General features: G+C 69.6%; 14 protein-coding genes and 1 riboswitch. Of the genes, 4 read left to right on the top strand and 10 right to left on the bottom strand.

From position 1 onward, the window contains the following. Positions 1-611: 611 nt before the first annotated feature. The 3 genes from ACFLIM_RS00940 to ACFLIM_RS00930 are packed head-to-tail and all read left to right on the top strand — an operon-like array spanning position 612 to position 3,681. Entirely contained in the window at positions 612-1,895 is a 1,284-nt protein-coding gene (locus ACFLIM_RS00940; protein ID WP_393160801.1) for an ABC transporter substrate-binding protein, read from the top strand. Beyond that, positions 1,895-2,767 carry a carbohydrate ABC transporter permease gene (locus tag ACFLIM_RS00935; RefSeq protein ID WP_393160799.1) on the top strand — a complete coding sequence of 291 codons (873 nt, stop codon included), beginning with the start codon at positions 1,895-1,897 and terminating at the stop codon, positions 2,765-2,767. Before ACFLIM_RS00940 ends, ACFLIM_RS00935 begins: the two co-directional genes overlap by 1 nt. After that, entirely contained in the window at positions 2,764-3,681 is a 918-nt protein-coding gene (locus tag ACFLIM_RS00930; RefSeq protein ID WP_393160797.1) for a carbohydrate ABC transporter permease, read from the top strand. Before ACFLIM_RS00935 ends, ACFLIM_RS00930 begins: the two co-directional genes overlap by 4 nt. On the opposite strand, the gene ACFLIM_RS00925 is transcribed toward ACFLIM_RS00930, so the two are convergent. The 7 genes from ACFLIM_RS00925 to ACFLIM_RS00895 form a co-directional block, all read right to left on the bottom strand. Then, on the bottom strand, positions 3,678-4,763 hold the full coding sequence (locus ACFLIM_RS00925; protein ID WP_393160795.1) for a glycosyltransferase family 4 protein: 1,086 nt from the start codon (positions 4,761-4,763) through the stop codon (positions 3,678-3,680). The genes ACFLIM_RS00930 and ACFLIM_RS00925 overlap by 4 nt on opposite strands. A gap of 20 nt (positions 4,764-4,783) precedes the next feature. Beyond that, the gene (locus ACFLIM_RS00920; RefSeq protein ID WP_393160793.1) at positions 4,784-6,361 is read right to left on the bottom strand and encodes a M48 family metallopeptidase; all 1,578 of its coding nucleotides are present in this window, start codon (positions 6,359-6,361) and stop codon (positions 4,784-4,786) included. A 10-nt stretch (positions 6,362-6,371) separates the two neighbouring features. Then, the gene (locus ACFLIM_RS00915) at positions 6,372-7,193 is read right to left on the bottom strand and encodes a hypothetical protein (RefSeq protein ID WP_393160791.1); all 822 of its coding nucleotides are present in this window, start codon (positions 7,191-7,193) and stop codon (positions 6,372-6,374) included. 273 nt (positions 7,194-7,466) lie between these two features. Then, a complete protein-coding gene (locus ACFLIM_RS00910) occupies positions 7,467-7,802 on the bottom strand; it encodes a C40 family peptidase (protein WP_393160789.1) in 336 nt (111 codons plus the stop codon). Positions 7,803-8,058: 256 nt separating this feature from the next. Further along, positions 8,059-8,224: riboswitch (cyclic di-AMP (ydaO/yuaA leader) on the bottom strand. A 268-nt stretch (positions 8,225-8,492) separates the two neighbouring features. Beyond that, positions 8,493-8,822 (bottom strand): hypothetical protein, encoded by a 330-nt coding sequence (locus ACFLIM_RS00905; RefSeq protein WP_393160787.1) that lies wholly within the window; start codon positions 8,820-8,822, stop codon positions 8,493-8,495. A gap of 114 nt (positions 8,823-8,936) precedes the next feature. Next, positions 8,937-9,911, bottom strand: coding sequence for a C40 family peptidase (locus tag ACFLIM_RS00900; RefSeq protein ID WP_393160785.1), 975 nt, complete (start codon positions 9,909-9,911; stop codon positions 8,937-8,939). Between the two features lie 95 nt (positions 9,912-10,006). Beyond that, positions 10,007-11,278: an NYN domain-containing protein gene (locus ACFLIM_RS00895; protein ID WP_393160783.1), complete on the bottom strand. Its 1,272-nt coding sequence runs from the start codon at positions 11,276-11,278 to the stop codon at positions 10,007-10,009. Positions 11,279-11,473: 195 nt separating this feature from the next. Here ACFLIM_RS00895 and ACFLIM_RS00890 point away from each other — a divergent pair, with 195 nt between their 5' ends. Then, entirely contained in the window at positions 11,474-12,547 is a 1,074-nt protein-coding gene (locus tag ACFLIM_RS00890; protein ID WP_393160781.1) for a phosphotransferase family protein, read from the top strand. Positions 12,548-12,796: 249 nt separating this feature from the next. On the opposite strand, the gene ACFLIM_RS00885 is transcribed toward ACFLIM_RS00890, so the two are convergent. The 3 genes from ACFLIM_RS00885 to ACFLIM_RS00875 are packed head-to-tail and all read right to left on the bottom strand — an operon-like array spanning position 12,797 to position 17,280. Next, positions 12,797-14,341 (bottom strand): hypothetical protein, encoded by a 1,545-nt coding sequence (locus ACFLIM_RS00885; protein ID WP_393160779.1) that lies wholly within the window; start codon positions 14,339-14,341, stop codon positions 12,797-12,799. 19 nt (positions 14,342-14,360) lie between these two features. Further along, positions 14,361-15,788, bottom strand: a complete 1,428-nt coding sequence (locus ACFLIM_RS00880) for a serine/threonine-protein kinase (RefSeq protein WP_393160777.1) — start codon at positions 15,786-15,788, stop codon at positions 14,361-14,363. Further along, entirely contained in the window at positions 15,778-17,280 is a 1,503-nt protein-coding gene (locus ACFLIM_RS00875; protein WP_393160775.1) for a serine/threonine-protein kinase, read from the bottom strand. The genes ACFLIM_RS00880 and ACFLIM_RS00875 overlap by 11 nt, the downstream gene beginning before the upstream one ends. Positions 17,281-17,312: the final 32 nt, after the last annotated feature.

The following is a 17,312-nucleotide window of genomic DNA, read 5'->3' as shown; positions in this document are numbered from 1 at the left end:
ATGGCGACGTACAGCCGGTCGAGAGCGCGCACGGAGACCTTCCTGCCCATCTCGGCCCCGATGTACGTGCTGAGCTGCGGCAGCGCGGCCGTGGCCAAGCCGACGGCCACCAGCGGCACGAGCAGGACCGCCAGGTCGGCGACCGGGGCGCCGCGGACGAGGTCGTCGAGCACCAGCTTGGTCAGCCAGGCGACGGAGACCGGGAGTCCGGCCTGGATCAGGGTGACGGCCGCGTAGCACACCGCCCGTACCGGGCCCGCGCGCCAGACTAAGCCGGCTGCCTCGGCGATACTGCGTCTCGTCGAGCTCATGCCGACAGGCTAAGTCGCCGGCTGGCGGCCTCCACCAGAATCGCCTGCTGACGCTGCGGCGCGCAGCATCGCATCACCAGATCCCAACAGGTTCCGACACGATGGGCCGCGTCCGGCGGCCCTGCAGGTTGCGGAGTGTGCATCTCCCATCCCGATCGCATCATGACACGGCCGCGGCGCGGCGACTGTCGTCAATTCGTCATGAAACCGGGCGTTGACAGTTGGAAATGTTCGCTTTTCGATGAATGAAGATGAGCGAACTCGGGGGAATCTGAAGGGTCCGGCAAGGAGGAACCCACCATGGACCAACGTCTGCCGATCTCCCGCCGCAATCTCCTGCTCGGCGCGGCCGCATTCGGCGTCCCCGCCGTCCTCGTCGGATGCGGCTCCGACACTCCCGCCCCCGCTCCGGGCAATGCGTCCGGCAACCTGGGCACGGTCACGATCGGCTCGAACGCCTCCGACGAGATCCCGAAGAAGTCCCTGGAGACCCAGATCAAGGCCTTCACCCAGGCCACGACCAAGATCAACACTGTGGACCACAACACGTTCCAGGAGAACATCAACCGCTATCTCAGGGGCACGCCCGACGACGTGTTCACCTGGTTCGCGGGCAACCGCATGCAGTTCTTCGCCGAGCAGGGGCTCGCCATCGACATCTCGGACGTGTGGCGGGAGATCGGCGGCGACTACACGCAGGCGTTCAAGGACCAGTCGACCGGGACCGACGGCAAGCAGTACTTCGTGCCGTCCACGTACTACCCGTGGGCGGTCTTCTACCGCAAGAGCGTCTGGCAGGACAAGGGGTACGAGCCCCCGGCCACGCTGGACGAGTTCACCGCGCTGGCCGGGAAGATGAAGGCCGACGGGCTCATCCCGATCGCGTTCGCCGACAAGGACGGCTGGCCGGCGATGGGCACGTTCGACATCCTGAACATGCGGACGAACGGCTATGACTTCCACATCTCGCTCATGGGCGGCAAGGAGTCGTGGACGGATCCGAGGGTCAAGCAGGTCTTCGACACCTGGCGGGGGCTGATGGAGTACCACCAGCCCGCCGCGCTCGGCCGTACGTGGCAGGAGGCCGGGCAGTCGCTGGCACAGAAGAAGACCGGGATGTACCTGCTCGGCATGTTCGTCGCCCAGCAGTTCCCCGAGGCCGACCGCGACGACCTCGACTTCTTCACCTTCCCCGAGATCAACCCGACGTACGGCACCGACTCGATCGACGCCCCGATCGACGGCTACATGATCTCCGCCAAGGCCAAGAACGTGGACGGCGCCAAGGCGCTGCTCAAGCACTTCGCCCAGGCGTCGTCGCAGAACATCGCCACCGGGCTGGATCCCGGCACGCTGGCGGCCAGTTCCAAGGCCGACACCTCCGGCTACAGCGCCCTGCAGAAGCGCGGCGCGGAGCTGGTGTCGAAGGCCACGCACATCGCGCAGTTCCTCGACCGCGACACGCGGCCGGACTTCGCCTCCACCGTGATGATCCCGTCCCTGCAGTCGTTCGTGAGCAAGCCCAACGAGCTCGACTCCTTGCTGACGAGCATCGAGAAGCAGAAGGCCAACATCTTCCGCTGATGGCAGTCAAAACCCGTCGCTACTCCGCCCGCGACGTGACCATCCTGGTCATCGGGCTGGGGGTGGCCATCGTCGTCAACGTGGGCCTCATCTGGGGGCCCACGGTGGCCTCCATCGGGCTGTCCGGCACCGACTGGAACGGCATCGGGCCCATCGAGTGGATCGGCGGCCAGAACTATCACGACCTGTCCGCCGAATACCCGCCGTTCTGGTCGGCCGTCCGCAACAACCTGCTGTGGCTGGGCTTCCTGGGGTTGATCGCGACCCCGTTCGGGCTGTTCTGCGCGGTGCTGCTGGACCGGCGGCTGCGGCTGTCGCGGGTCTACCAGAGCGCGCTCTACATGCCCGTCGTACTATCGCTGGCCGTAGTCGGCTTCATAGCCCAGCTCGTCTACTCCTCCGACTACGGTGTGCTGAACGCGGTGACCGGGCTGACCGTGGACTGGCTCGGCGACAGCTCGATCAACATCTGGGTGGTCATGGTCGCGGCCGGCTGGCGGCACGTCGGCTACGTGATGATCATCTATTTGGCCGGGTTGAAGGCCGTCGATCCCGCGTTGAAGGAGGCGGCGGCGATCGACGGGGCCAGCGAGCGGCAGGCGTTCTTCAGGGTCGTGTTCCCCACCCTGCGGCCCGTCAACGTGATCGTGCTGGTCATCACGGTGATCGAGGCGCTGCGGGCGTTCGACATCGTCTACGCCATCAACAAGGGCAGGAACGGGCTGGAGCTGCTGTCCGTGCTGGTCACCGAGAACATCGTGGGCGAGGCCAGCAGGATCGGGTTCGGCTCGGCGATCGCGGTCATCCTGCTGGCGATCTCGCTGGGGTTCATCGTGACCTACCTGTCGCAGATGTTCAGGGAGGAACGATGACACTCACGGCCCCCGCCTCCGCTCCCCCTGCCCAGTCGCAGCGCGCTCCCTCGCGGGCTCCCGTGCGGCCGTTGCGGATCCTGCTGCACGCCTTCCTGGTGCTGGTGGCGCTGGGGTGGCTGCTGCCGCTCGTGCTGGCCGTGTACGCCTCGCTGCGCCCGTACGAGGAGACCGCCCGCCTGGGCTACCTCTCGCTGCCCGAGCACCTCACGCTCGACTACTACGGGAAGGCGTGGAGCCAGGCCGAGCTACCCCACTACTATCTGAACACGTTGATCATCGTGATCCCCGCCGTGCTGGTCACGTTGTTCCTGGCGTCGTTCACGGCGTTCGCGATCTCGCGGCTGCGCATTCCGGGACGCAAGGCGCTGCTGATCGTGTTCACCGCCGGCAACCTGCTGCCGCCGCAGGTGCTCATCACCCCGCTCTACACCCTCTACACGCTCATCCCACTGCCCGCGTGGTTGTCGGACTCGCAGTCGCTCTACGACTCCTACCTGGGGTTGATCCTCATCCACGTGGCGTTCCAGTTCGGCTTCTGCGTCTTCGTCATGTCGAACTTCATGCGCACGATCCCCGAGGAGATCAGCGAGGCCGCGCTGGTGGACGGGGCGGGCGTGTGGAAACGCTACTGGCGGCTGACGCTGCCGCTGTGCCGGCCGGTGCTGGCGGCGCTGTCCACGTTGCAGTTCACGTGGATGTACAACGACTTCCTGTGGGCGCTGGTGCTGATGTCGTCGGGCGACAAGCTGCCCGTCACCTCGGCGTTGAACAACCTGCGCGGCCAGTTCTTCACCGACTACAACCTGCTGGCGGCCGGATCGGTGCTGGTGGCGCTGCCGACGCTGATCGTCTTCCAGATGCTGCACAAACAGTTCGTCGCCGGGCTCACGCTGGGGGCCACGAAAGGCTAGAGGAGGCTGTGGAAGCGGGCCGCGACCTGGTCCCACGACCATTCGCGGGCGATCCAGTCGCGGCCGCCCGCGCCCATCTTGCGCGCCTTGTCCGGGTCGCTCAGCAGCTCGACGATGGCCTGCGCGATCTCCGCCACGTCCTCGCCGTCCACGACCAGCCCCGTCTCACCGGGCCGCACGGCGTCCGGCGCGCCGCCGGACGACCCCGCCACCACCGGCAATCCGGTCGCGGACGCCTCCAGGAACACGATCCCGAGCCCTTCCACGTCCACCCCCTTCCACCGGGTACGGCACGGCATCGCGAACACGTCCGCGGCCGCGTAGTAGCCGGGCAGAGCGGCGGCCGGCACCGTACCCGTGAACCTGATGGACTCCTGCCCCGCCGCCAGCCGTTCCAGCGTCGCGCGGTAGGGCCCGCCGCCCACGAGCAGCAGGACCGCCTCGGGCACCGACCGCAGCACCTGGGGCCAGGCCCTGATGAGCTGGTCCTGGCCCTTGCGCGGCACCAGCCTGGACACGCAGGCGACGACCGGCCTGCCGCCCAGGCCCAGCTCGGCCTTGCGCGCCTCGGGGTGGAACTGGGTGACGTCCACGCCGGGCGCGAGCCGTACGAGCTTGCCCGGCGAGATGGCGGCGGCCAGCCGCGCGCGCGTGTACTCGCCCAGATACGTCACCACGTCGGCGTGCTCGCCGATCCTGCGCAGCGCGGCCCGGAAGCCCGGCGCGCCCGCCCACGACGCCTCGTGGCCGTGCGTGAGCATCACCACGCGCCGCGCGCCCGCCCTGCGCAGGCGCGGGGCGAGCAGGCCGAGCGGCGCCGCCGCGCCGAACACGACGGTGTCCGCGCAGTGCTCGGCCACCAGCCCGGCCGCCCTGCGCGCGACGGCCGGGGTGGGCAACATGAGCCGCGTCGGATGCCGCACGATCCGGTACGGCTGGCGCCGGTCGAACTCCGCGCAGCCCGGCCAGGCGGGGGCGTAGACCGCCACGCCCGGCGTGCGCAGCGCGAGCCCGTGCACGAACGACTGGATGCCGCCCGGCCGGGGCGGGAAGTCGTTCGTGACGATGACCACGTTGGGCACGGCACCTGTCACGGCGCCTGTCACGGCACTGGGACGCCGTTCATCTTGGCCCACGAACGGGCCATGGCGATGCGCTCGGGGCTCGAAGGATGGGAGGCATAGAGCACATATTCCACCGCATTCGGCGACAAGTCGGAAATATTGGTGATTGCCAGGCGTTTCTGCATGGCTATGAACATGGCCGGATCATGCGTGAGGTCCAGCGCGTGGCGGTCGGCCCTGGCCTCGATGTGGCGGCTGATCAGGTTCTGGGCGGGGCCCATGATGATCGAGCCCAGGGTCATCAGGCCCATGAGCGCGCCGACCGCGCGTGGATCGGTGATCGACGTGACGCCCGTGCGCCGCCGTACCGGACCGAAGATCAGGAACAGCAGGATCGCGCCCAGCGCGGAGCCCAGGCCGCCGACGAGCGTGCCGTAGAGCACGTCGCCGTACTTGGCGTGGCCCAGCTCGTGCGCCACGACCAGCTCCACCTCCGGCTGCGGGGCCTTGAGCAGTGTGTCGTAGACGACGATCCGGCGCGTGGCGCCGAAGCCGGACACGTACGCGTTGAGCGCCGTCGTCCGGCGCGAGGCGTCGGCGACCAGCACGTCCTCGACCGGCACGCCGTCCCGCTCGGCCATGGCCAGCAGGTTCGTCCGCAGCGAGCCCTGCGGCATGGACGTGAAGTCGTTGAACAGCGGCTCGAACACCACCGGATACACGAACGACGCCACCACCGCCAGCGCGAACGCCCCCGCCGCGGCCGGGATCCACCAGCGCCTGATCTTGCGGGCCAGCGCCACCAGGGCGAGCAGCATCACGCAGAGCAGGACCGCGTCGATGCCCATGTTCTTGAGCCGGTCGCCGGCCCAGCCCGCCCAGTCCTGGGTGGACAGGCCGTAGTCGCGCATCAGCGACTCGAACCACATCCCGAGCGGCCACGTGACCAGCTCGACGATCGCGCTGATCACCACGACGCCCAGGATCACCCGCACCCACCAGGGGCCTTTGAGCCTGCCCAGCACCCTCGCGCCGAACGGAGTGCCGACGAGCAACCCGGCGAAGATGATCGTGAGAGCCAGCGAGAGGTAGCTCGGCAGGCTCGTGGCCGCGTCGAACGCGTCCCCCCTGGCGATCTGGGCCGCGGTGAAGTCGCGGCCGGGATCGGGCGGTCCCGCGGCCAGCACGTTCCAGGGGGTGGTGAAGGCGGCCACGGCCAGGATCACCGCGCCCAGCAGCACCAGGGCCGCACCGGCCTGCCGCCGCAACCGCCGCTCGCTCGCCACGCCGCCTTCCGGCTGGTCGCCTCTCTTCACGGACACATCCCCACCATGCCCCCGCTGCGCACCCTCGCCGGCACCGCTCCGGCCACGCCGCCCGGCTGAGCCGATCCTGCCACCCGAGCCGCCCTCTCCCGCCGAACCGACCTTCTCGGCCGTGCCGGGCTTGTCGGTCGGGCCAGGGTCCGCGATGTCCGTCGCCGCCGTTCCTCCGACGGCCCCGGTGGCGCTCACAGCCGCCGCGCCGTCTGGCCGCTCGGCGCCCATGGGGCCCACCGCGCCGCCGGGGTCGTCGCCTTCCTGTGATGGTTCGTCTGTTTCTCGCCGTTCGCTCATTTGCCTCCCCTTACGCGAGCTGGTCCCGCACGTAGTCGCGCCACCGTGCCGTCAGCGTGGCCACGGAGAGCCCCAGCGAGGCGAGTGCCTGATCGACGCCGATCGCCCGGGCATCACGGTAGAGCCCCACCAGGGTCTCCTCACCGAACCGGTCAGCGAGGAAGCGACACGCCAGCCAGGCCTCTTGGTACGCCCGCGCGAGCCGTACGGGGTCCCGCCCGTCCGCCGCGAAAGCCGCAGGTCCGGGCAATTCACTCGGCACATGCCCGGCCCGCACCTCGGCGGCGAGTTCGGCGGCGGCCGTCTTCACGGGGAGCCCGGCGTCACGGTAGCCCACGTAGTCGGCGAACCCTTCGTAGAGCCAGACGGGCAGCCGGTCGGTGCCCGCCACGACGTGGGCGAGCTCATGGATGAGGACCACGTCCTTGCCGGTGGGGTTGAGCATGGCGAAGAACTCGGGAACGACGATCACCCGCCCGCCGTCGGCCACCGCGGCCAGCCCGTCGAGCCGCGCCACCCCGGCGAGTTCGGCGGCCTCGCGGGTGGTCCGGGGAACGACGACCAGCGGCCGCACCGGCCCGCCGAGGACGGCCGCCACCCGCTGCCCGGCCGTGTCGGCCCTGCGCGCCATCTCGTCGAGCGAACCCGGCGCGGCGTGGTGGCCGACGACCACCGAGCGCGTTCCCCGGGCTACGACCATGCCTTCGGGCCACAGGTCGCGTAGTTCGGGGGGAAGGAGGGGGGATCCGGGGGCCGGGGAGCCGGCGGGGGTGGCGAAGGCGAGGAGCAGGAGTCCGGCCACCATGGCTCGTCGGCTCACCTGCTCGGACACGATGCCTGATGGTAGTCGGCCCACCGCACATGAGCTCCGTGGTCCAGCCCGCCGCACTCCCGTCATCGGCCCACTCCTTCACCGCTCGGCCTTGCGCCGTTGCGGCGGGGCATGTGTGCCGGTCAGCGGGCGTCTCCCTGGATGTGGCCCGCCACGTGCGGTGGGTGGCGTGACGTTGGCTTGCCGTACCAGAAGGAAGAAGAACGGCGGGGTGAAGACGTGAGAGCCCCGCCCGAATCCTGGAAAATATCCATAAATCCGGACGAGGCTTCTTCACATGCCGGGGCGGACCGCGCCGACGAACGACGACTTGCGCCATCCGCCCAGCTTGTCGATGCGCACCCGTTCGCCTGTCCGCGGCGAATGGATCATCTTGCCCTTGCCGACGTACATGCCCACGTGGCCGAGCCCGCTGAAGAACATCAGGTCACCGGGCTGGAGATGCCGCCAGGAGACCTTGTTGCTGATGCGGGCGAACTGGCTGTTCGTCACGCGCGGGATCTTCACCCCGGCCTTCCTCCAGGCGTACTGGACGAGGCCGGAGCAGTCGAACGAACCAGGTCCAGTGCCCCCATAACGGTACGGGTCACCGATCTGGTCCTTGGCCACGGCGACGGCCTTGCCGGCCTTCGATTTCTGACGAGCGATCTTGGCTGCTCGAGCGGCCCTGGCCGTACTCGCGGTTCCGGCGGTTGCGGCCGCCTTCGCCGTGGAGGTACTGGCCGAATCGCTCGCCGTCGCCGCCTGAGCCGTTGGGGCATGGAGGATCAGACCTCCGGCCGTCACGGTCATCGTGAGCACTACGCCACTCAGGGCACGTCGGGACAGACGGGGGTTTTGCAGGGAGGTAGACAGGATTTCTCCTTGGGTCTTCCACGAACGCCTACCGGGTTAGCTGACGGATTCGGGCCTGGAAGTCGCCCTACGGCGCGATGTGCGCGCCGATTCACCCCTGATCCCTAGGGGAATGTGGGATCGCTGGTTCCCCGGCTCCGTGCCTCCTGGCTGCACGGACTCGGCAGGTCGCCGCCCGATTGATATGTCGAAATCGGGATATCGAAGGCGACCAACGGATCTTTATCTGTCTCACATCGGGAGGGACCGATGCCGGTTCGCGGCGACATGGCTTGTTCGCCGCGACGAGGCCCGAAGCTACGCCGACAGGTCAAGGATCAGCAAAGCGGCGGTCATGCTGTAAAGATCAGATAAAGGGGTCAGTAAGGCTTGAAACCCCTGCTGGAACACCAGGTTCCGTTATCCAAATGTGACACTGCTCACACTTGCGAATGGACCGTCTTGTCAGGCGACGATTGTCGCTTTTGTCACATCTTTCGCACCGTCAACCTGAAGCCCGTAGGTGGGAGCGTTCCCGCCGCGATTCGTTCCCGTTCGATGCGCCACAGCTGTACGACCTCTGCGACCTTGAACCGCTGCTCGACGGCGGCCAGTGGTCGGCAACGATCCAGCGTCGTAGAACCACGCGGACGCTCGGTCGAGCAGCGCCTCCAGCGGGTGCATGTGGTGCAGCGACAACGACATGACGATCACGTCGAACGGCTCGTCGTCGTAGTAGTGCCCGAGGTCGGCCCGGCGCGCGCACCTCCGCCGGCCTGGCAGCGAGGCGATCACCGTTCGGGGCCTGCCGTAACGAGGCGGCAACGAGGAAGAGCGTCCGGCGGTGACCGAAACCCGGGCCGTCACCGCCCGGAACCGAGCCGCTACAGGACCAAAGGAGAACGTACGTTACGGCCGGATGGCGCCGACGATGCGGTTGCCGTAGTCGGAGAGTTTGACCACCTTGACCACATCGCCCGTTTGCGGCGCGTGGACGATCTGCCCGTTCCCGGCGTAAATGCTGACGTGGCCCAAGCCCTCGCTGAAGATCAGATCCCCAGGCTGAAGATCGTTGATGTCCACCTTGCGGCCGGCCCCCCACGCCCACTGCTGCCACGTCGTACGAGGCAGCGACACCCCCGCCGCCCGCCACGACGCCTGGGTCAGCCCCGAGCAGTCATAGCCGCCCGGCCCCGTCCCGCCATAGACGTACGGCTTGCCCACCTGCGCGAACGCGAACCGCAGCACCGCCGCCGCGTTCCCCGACGCCGGCCCCGTGTACTTGATGCCGACGCTGTTCGGGTTGCCCGCGTTGTACGCGCCCAGCTTCGTCAGGAGCTTCTTCTGCTCGGCGATCAGCTTGCGGATCTCCGAGCGCTCCTTCTCCACCCCGTCCCGTTCCTTGTCCGCCGACACCAGCGCGTCCTGCGCCTTGTCGCGCTCGGTCTTCAGCCCGCGGTTCTCGCGGTCGAACGCGGCCAGCTTCTCCGCCCGCTCCGTGGACAGCTGCCCCGCCAGCGCCAGTCCGTTCAGGCGGTCCTCGGGGTTGCCCGTGCCGATCAGCCCGGGCCAGGAGGTGACGTCCCCGCCGAGCGTGTAGCTGTCGACGGCCATGTTGATCACCTGGGAGCGCAGGGTGGCAACCGTCGCCAGCTTGCGCTTGTAGTTGTCGTTCAGCTTGCTGTAGGTGGTCTTGGCGTTCTTGTATCGCTCAGTGGCCGTGTTGAACCGGTCGACGACCTTGTCGGCCTTGTCGTTGAGCTTGTCGAGCTTGGCCTTCGCCTGGCCGATCGTGGGCTTGGGATCGGCGACCGCCGCACCCATCGGCAACAGCACCAGCCCGATCGCGATACCCGCGGCCACCGGCCACCGGCCAAAACTCACAGTGTCGCCTCCCAGGGATTACATCTGGGGCGAAATAGTACAGAAGTGGCAGGTGAGGTCACACCTAAACCACCCAAAATCCAGCAACTCGTAATTTAGGCTCGGCCCAGCCTGCGCAGCAGCAAGCCAGACGGAACGGGTCTGGCTCCCATCCGCCTGACGGACTCGGCCACCTCGCGGTCCGACGACACGACGGCGATGGCCCTGCCGGGCGGCTCAGCGCGTACGAGCTGGCGGATCAGGTCGTCGGCGATCTCCCCCGGCGCGCTGAACAGCACCCGCACCCCCCGCGGCGCCACCACCTGCACCGGAGCGTTCAGCTCCGCTCCGTCGAACACCACGGTCACCTCGACCCTGGTCTGCGCCACCAGCCCGCCGAGCCCGGTCATCAGCCGATTGCGCTGGTCGGCGAGGGTGAGCGTGCCGTAGCCGGTCTTGGTGACGTTGTAGCCGTCGATGATCAGGTGCACCTGCGGCAACGCCAGGAGCTGGTCGAGGAGTTGCGGGTCGTCGTCGGCCAGCGCGCGGGCGGGCACCCCGCGCACGCCAGGACGTTCGCCCGTGCTCGCGGCGACCGAGTCGGCCGGCCTGCTGATCGTGGTGGGCAGGGCCAGCTCCCTGCGCAGCCCGGCGGAGGCGTCCTGCAGCGCGTCGAGCAGCACCCGGATGCGGGCGTCCTCGATGCTCCTGCCCTCACGCGCGGCCCGCCGCGAGGCTTCGAGCTGCTTCTCCACGTCGGCCACCCGCTCGCGCAGCCGCCGCAGCTCGGACTCGCCCGCGCTGCCCGCGGCCGAGGCGGCCGACCTGGCCTCGTCCGCCGCGTGCTCCATCTCCTCGGCCCGGCGGACCGCGCCCTTGGCGCGCTCGCGGACGTCGTGGAGCTTGCGCCGCAGATCGGAGTTCTCCGCGCGGGCCGCCCTGATCTGCTCGCGCAGCCGGTCGGACTCCTCCTTGGCGGCGTTCTTCTGCGCGGCGAGCTGCTCGCGCAGCCGGGCCACGGCCTCCTCGCGCTCCGTCCCTTCGGCCGCCACCGCCGACTGCTCGAGGTCGGTACGGGCGGCCTCGATCATCTCCGCCCACCCCGGCGGCCGGGTCAGGTAGGCGGCCGCGGCCACCAGCACGGGATCGGCGGCCGGCGGAACGTTGCCGTCGGCCAGCGCCATGACCAGCTCAGGCCATCCGGCGGCCACCGACTCGGCGACCAGCTCGCGAAATTTCTTGTCGTTCTCCAGCTGCGCGGCTATGGGCGCGCTGCCCAGCTTGGCCCGTTTGCGCGGATCGAATTTCGCGATCCCCCGCAAGGGCTGCGGGATGGAGACAGCGGGCATCGTCCCGAGAACTTGAGCCGCCAGGTCGACGACATTCATCCGCACCTGCTCGGGAAGCGGGCGAGACAGGCCTTCACCCGCTGAACTCATCCCACTTGTCCCTTCGTGACATGCCCTTTCAGACAAGGGTACGGCTGCCGCGTACCTGACCGTAACGGTCACTTGGATATGGACAAGCGCTTGGTCGGGGGTATACGACTGTGCCGGGGCAAGTGTTCGGCCAGGAGGCCCACCGTGACGGAGCAGATGCGTACCTCCACCCGTGACCTGGAAGAACTGCGCGAGCACGTGACCGGCTGGCTCCGCGGCAAGGTCGGCGAGGGCGCCACGGTGTCCGAACTGTCAAGGCCGTCGGAAAACGGGCTGTCCAGCGAGACCCTGTTCTTCACCGCCACCTGGCGTGAGGGCAGAACGCGCTGCGTAGCCAGGCTCGCACCTGCGGTGGAAGCCGTTCCGGTATTCCCTTCCTACGATTTGCGGGCCCAGTTCGAGATCATGCGCCTGGCCAGGGAAAAAGCTGGAATTCCAGCGCCGAGGGCCCTTTGGTTCGAGCCCGATCCCGGGCCTCTCGGCTCGCCGTTCTTCGTCATGGAGCGCGCGGACGGCGAGGTGCCGCCGGACGTGATGCCGTACACGTTCGGGGGCTGGCTGCACGACGCCGCGCCGGCGGACCGGCGCCGGCTGCAGGACGCGAGCGTGGGGATCGTGGCGGCGCTGCACGAGGCCGCTTTCACGCCGGAGGAGTTGTCCCCGCTCGGAGCCGGGGGGTTACGCGCCCACCTCGAAGCGCAGCGGGCCTACTACGAATGGGCGCACGGCAAGGTGCGCATCCCCGTGCTGGAGCGGGCCTTCGGCTGGCTGGCCGAGCACTGGCCAGAGGACCCAGGGCCCGACGTGCTGTGCTGGGGCGACGCCAGGATCGGGAACATGATGTTCCAGGACTTCACGCCGGTCGCGGTGCTCGACTGGGAGATGGCCGCCGTCGCGCCGCGCGAGCTGGACCTGTCCTGGATGATCTTCCTGCATCGCTTCTTCCAGGACATCACGGTCGGCGCGGGCCTGCCCGGCATGCCGGACTTCATGCGCCGCGACGACGTCTGCCAGAAATATCGCGAAATAACGGGCTACGAGCCTCGCGACATGGATTTCTATGAAATGTACGCAGCCCTCCGGCACGGCATCATCATGGCCAGGATCTGGCACCGCCGGATCCACTTCGGCGAGCAGACCATGCCCGACGACCCCGACGACCTGGTGCTGCACCGGGCCACCATCGAGGAACTGCTTACCAGCCAGCCGGCGTCGTAGACCCGCCCGGACCATCGGCGTCGTCGGCGAGGGGCTGGAACTCGCCTCGCACGCCGTCCCCGGCCTGCTCGAACCCTTCCTGAGCCGGGAAGAGCCATGAGCCGCGTGATCCCCCTCGGCTTGCCCATGCCCCTGTACTGGACAAACGTGATCGCGCGGCTCAGGCTCTTGCAAGACATAACGGTATTTGTCGCGCTTGCAACCGGGTTGCAGGCTCATTAACCGTCGACGCGGATCATCAGTCAGGAGCTAACTGCCCACCGGCTGCTTGGCCAGCTCCGCCATGTACGCCCTGGCCAGGGTGAGCGCGCCGGCCATCGCTTCCTGCTCGGCCATGAGCTTGACCTTGGGCGAGTTGGTCGGCTCGTCCTCCGGCCGCTGGTGGCCCGAGAAGTCGACCCTGACGACCACCGCGCCCCTGCGCATCAGCACCGTGCCGCTGGAGGCGGAGACCTCGCCGTGCCTGGTCTGCACGAACTGCTGGTACGCCTGGTCGCCCAGCCCCTCGACGTCGGTCAGCTCGCCCCAGGTGATGCCGCCGATCGACGATTCGGCGGTGTTCTTGTCGCCACCGTACTCGCTGACGTAGTAGGCCTTGGCCGCGGGCTCGTCGAGGTCGCCCGCCCGGTTGGAGAACCGGTGCACGGTGATCAGCGCGCTGCGGATCTTCTTCGTCCCCTCGCCGCCCGGCAGGTCCAGGTTCAGCCAGCGGCACTCGGTCTGGCTGTCGCCGCTGACCTCGGTGCCGCGCGCGCGGGTGGTGGGCTCCGGCACGAGCCCGGTGGCCACCTCGCTCACGGCCTGGCAGCCGGCCGGGAACGCGCCCAGCACCGTCGGCGAGGGCGTCGGGCGGGCGCTCGGCGACGCGGTGGCCCGCGACGACTCCGGCTGGGCCAGCACGTCGGGGTGCTGCGCCTGCCAGGCGGCCACCCCCTTGGCGAAGTGCCCCACCAGGCCGCTCACCTCGCGGATCGCGTTGTCCTCGTTGATGGACTGCGCGGTTTCGTTCGACAGGATCTGCGCGTCCTTGCGCTGCTGGCCCGCCTGGAACTTGACCTCGATCGTCATGTCGTCGACCCGGGCGAACGCCTTGCCGAAGGAGTACCACAACAACTTCCCGTCGCGGCGCCAGGTGTATTGGGCGAACGCGCTGTCGCCCACGCCCTGGATGTCCTTGACCGGGGAGACGTATTCCTTCTCGTCCGGGTCCAGCGACGGCTTGGCGGTCTCGCCGTATTCGCCGCCGCGGTAGTCGATCTCGTACGAGTTCTGGGCCATCGCCCTGCCGGTCTTGGCGCCCTCGCCCTTGTGCTGCAAGATCTTGACGTCGATCTCCCTGCTGCGCCAGAACTCGCCGAACGAGATGCGCTGGTTCATCCAGTTGCAGGTGAAGGTGACCGCGTAGTCGGCGTCCCTGGAGGACTTGGCCACGGTCGCGTCGGGCACGAGCCTGTCGGCCTCCTCCTGGGGCAACATGGCGCACGCGTCGGGGCCCTTGGCGGCGGGCCTGGACGACGACTTGCCCGTCGGCGCGGGGGACGTCGTGGTGGCGCCGGAGAGTCTGTCGTACACGAAGTAGGCTCCGACGCCGCCCGCCGCGACCAGCACGACGAGGGCGGCGGCCAGCGCGGGCAGCAGCCAGGCGGGCCGCCGCGGCGGCCGGGGCGGCGGCATCGACGGCATGGTGGGGGGCATGGCGGGCGGCATGGGCGGAGGCATGCGCGGTGGCTCGAACTGCCTGCCTGGCACCTGGTACGGGTTGGTGGGCGGCTCGTACTCGCTACCGGGATTCACTGAGGCTCCTCAACCGGGCTCACTTCGATAGAGCCGCGGAGACCAGGCGGGCGGCGGCGATGGCCGTCTCCTTGTCCGCCGGCTTCGTGGCGGGCACGTCGTCACGATGCCAGATCACTTCCCCGAGCAGATTACTCGTCCGGAAGAGCACCGTGCTGTCGGATGCGCCGCTCTTGTTGGTGTTGATGAAGCGCTTGAAGCTGTTCTGGATGATCGCCGACTCCCCGACCCCCGTGACGTCCGCGACCGAGCCGCGGGCCTCGCGCAGGACCGTCCCCTTCGACGCGGCGCGGTTGGCCTTCTCGCTGGTGAAGCGCCGCAGCGCGACCTGGGGGCCGCCGAGGTCGCCGTCGGGCCGCTCCGCCCAGGCGCGGACGATGAGGCGGCGGCCGGGCTGGCGGACGAGCCACTGGCATTCGCCCGGCCTGGTCAGGCTGCGTTCGGGGGTGCCCTTCATGAGCCGGGCGGCCTGGGCGTCGCTGAGGAGCGTGCACGGGTCCGGCGCCTTGGCGAACCTGCCGGTGTCCTGCCGGCCGCCGAGCGCGGCGACGGCGTACCAGCCGCCCGCGCCCAGCGCTACGACGGCGGCCAGCGCGGCGGGCAGCAGCCAGCGGCGGCGTCCGGGCGCGCCGGGAGCCGCGACGTAAGCGGTCAGCGCCTGGCGGACCTGGGGGACCGTGGGGCGGGCGGCGGGGTTCTTCGCGAGCATGGCCACCAGCAGGCGGCCGAGGTCGCGGCCCGCCCGGGCCGGGAACGGCGGCTCGTGCAGCAGCACCGCGGCCGCCACCGCGGCGGGCAGCTCCCGCTCGAACGGCGCGCGGCCCTCGACGGCGGTGTAAAGGCTGGCGCCGAGCGACCACACGTCGGAGGCGGGGCCCGAGGGCTGCTCGTTGAGCCGCTCAGGGGCCATGTAGCCGGGCGAGCCCGCGCTGCCGTACCTGTCGCCGCGGCCGTCCATGGGGGCCGCGATGCCGAAGTCGGTGAGCATGGCCGAACCGTCGGCGTCGAGCAGGATGTTGGCCGGCTTGACGTCCTGGTGCAGCATGCCGTGCGCGTGCGCGACCTCCAGCGCCGACAACACGCGCAACCCGACCGCGGCAACGAACCCGGGCGGGAGCGGCCCCTGCTCCTTGATCACCTTGTCCAGCGAGCGTCCGGAGACCAGGTCCATGATGATCCACGGCTGGCCGCCCTCGAGGACGACGTCGTGCACGAGCACGATGGCCGGGTCGCGCAGGCGGCCCGCGGACCTGGCCTCGTGGATGGCCCGGTCGGCGAACTCCGCACGCTCGTGCGGGCTCAGCCCTTCCGGCACGCGTACCTGCTTGACCGCGATCTGCCGGTCGAGCATCTCGTCGATGGCCCGCCACACGGTGCCCGCGCCGCCCTGCCCGAGCCGCTCGATCAGCCGGTAGCGGCCCGCCAGGAGGTAGAGGTCACCCGGCATCGCGCAACGCCCGCTCGCTCGCCTGCGCCGCTCTCAGGGCCGACTGCTTGACGTCCTCGTCGGTCGGCTTGTCGGCGAGGGTGGCGTATTCGACGCTCACCACCAGGTTGGCCAGCCGGTAGTAGACGTAGGCGGAGAGGACCCGGCCCGTGGTGCCCTTGAGCTCGAAGCCGAACGCCTCCTGCCCCACGCCGCCGACCTGGTGCACCGGGGTGCGCTTGGCCTTCGTGGCGTCCTTGACGCCGATCTCGGGCCAGGTCCAGTCGACCTCGTCGTATTTCGCCCAGTAGCGCTGCTGGTTCTGGAAGAGGGCGCGAGCCGAGACGGCGGTCATCGACCACGGGTCGACGGTGTCGGAGTCCTTCTGCACCTGCAGGCCCACGCCGCTGCCCGGGATCGGCCAGCCGCACTTGGGGCCCACCTCGTCGGCGCCCGGCTGCCCCTTGGGCGGGCTCTGGGTCCGCAATAACCTGCCCACCTCCTGCGGGCCGATGAGCGTGCACACGTCCATGGGCACGTTGAAGGCCGCGGGCACGCCGTCGTCCTGGCTTGTCAGGATGACGAAGCCGGTCGTACCCGCTCCGACGACGAGCACCGCCGCGGCCACGATCCAGAGCGCGGCCCGGCCGCCCCGCCTGACCTTGCCCGGTGCGGTCACGTCCTGGTTGACCGGCAGCCGCGGCGCCTGCCCGCCCGCGGCGACCTGCCGCAACGCGTCGGCGAGCACGCGCGGGCCGGGACGGGCGCCGGGCTGCTGCGCCATCATGGCGGCCAACAGCGGGCCCAGCGGCCCCGGCGCGACCGGCACCGGCTGGGTCAGCGTGGCGCGCAGCCGCTGGGCGGCCGACCCCTCGTAGGCCGGCGCGCCCGTCAGCGCGACGTAGAGCGTGGCGCCGAGCGACCACAGGTCGCTGGCGGGGCCGCCGGGCTGGCCGTCGAGCCGCTCGGGCGCGATGAACCCGGGCGAGCCGATCATCAGCCCCTGCTCGGTGAGCGTGGCCTGGCCCTCCTGCCTGGCGATGCCGAAGTCGGTGAGCACCACCCTGCCGCTCTCGGTCAGGAACACGTTGCCCGGCTTCACGTCGCGGTGCTGCAGTCCCTGCGCGTGCGCGACGGTCAGCGCCTCCAGCACGTCGGCGCCGATCCGCGCGGCATAATCAGCCGGCATGGGTCCGAACTCGCGTACGGTCTCGCCGAGCGTGCGGCCCCGCAGCAATTCCATGACGAGCCACGGCCGCTCGTGCTCGACGACCACGTCGTGCAGGGCCACGATGCCGGGATGGCGCAGCCGCGCGGTGGCCTGCGCCTCGCGCACGGCCCGCTTCACCGAGTCGGCCCGCTCCTTGGGCGACATGCCCTCGGGCAGCGTGAGCTCCTTGACCGCGACGTCGCGGTCAAGCATCTCGTCCCTGGCCAGCCACACCTTCCCCATGCCACCGGCGCCCAGCGGGCGCAGCAGGGAGTAGCGGCCGGCAAGTCTTCCGGCGGACATAAAGGGAAGGGTAACTAAGGATCAAGAGGGTT

Source organism: Nonomuraea marmarensis, from assembly GCF_043197025.1.
GTDB classification, from domain to species: Bacteria; Actinomycetota; Actinomycetes; order Streptosporangiales; family Streptosporangiaceae; genus Nonomuraea; species Nonomuraea marmarensis.
Note: the sequence above shows the minus strand (reverse complement) of the source record. Positions and strands in the feature narration are given on the sequence as shown.

Bases quoted from the DNA above. Each gene is read 5' to 3' on its own strand.
- ACFLIM_RS00920 (WP_393160793.1), bottom strand. From the start codon at position 6,361: ATGAGCGAACGGCGAGAAACAGACGAACCATCACAGGAAGGCGACGAC.
- ACFLIM_RS00935 (WP_393160799.1), top strand. From the start codon at position 1,895: ATGGCAGTCAAAACCCGTCGCTACTCCGCCCGCGACGTGACCATCCTG.
- ACFLIM_RS00880 (WP_393160777.1), bottom strand. From the start codon at position 15,788: ATGCCGGGTGACCTCTACCTCCTGGCGGGCCGCTACCGGCTGATCGAG.
- ACFLIM_RS00940 (WP_393160801.1), top strand. From the start codon at position 612: ATGGACCAACGTCTGCCGATCTCCCGCCGCAATCTCCTGCTCGGCGCG.
- ACFLIM_RS00895 (WP_393160783.1), bottom strand. From the start codon at position 11,278: ATGAATGTCGTCGACCTGGCGGCTCAAGTTCTCGGGACGATGCCCGCT.
- ACFLIM_RS00875 (WP_393160775.1), bottom strand. From the start codon at position 17,280: ATGTCCGCCGGAAGACTTGCCGGCCGCTACTCCCTGCTGCGCCCGCTG.
- ACFLIM_RS00930 (WP_393160797.1), top strand. From the start codon at position 2,764: ATGACACTCACGGCCCCCGCCTCCGCTCCCCCTGCCCAGTCGCAGCGC.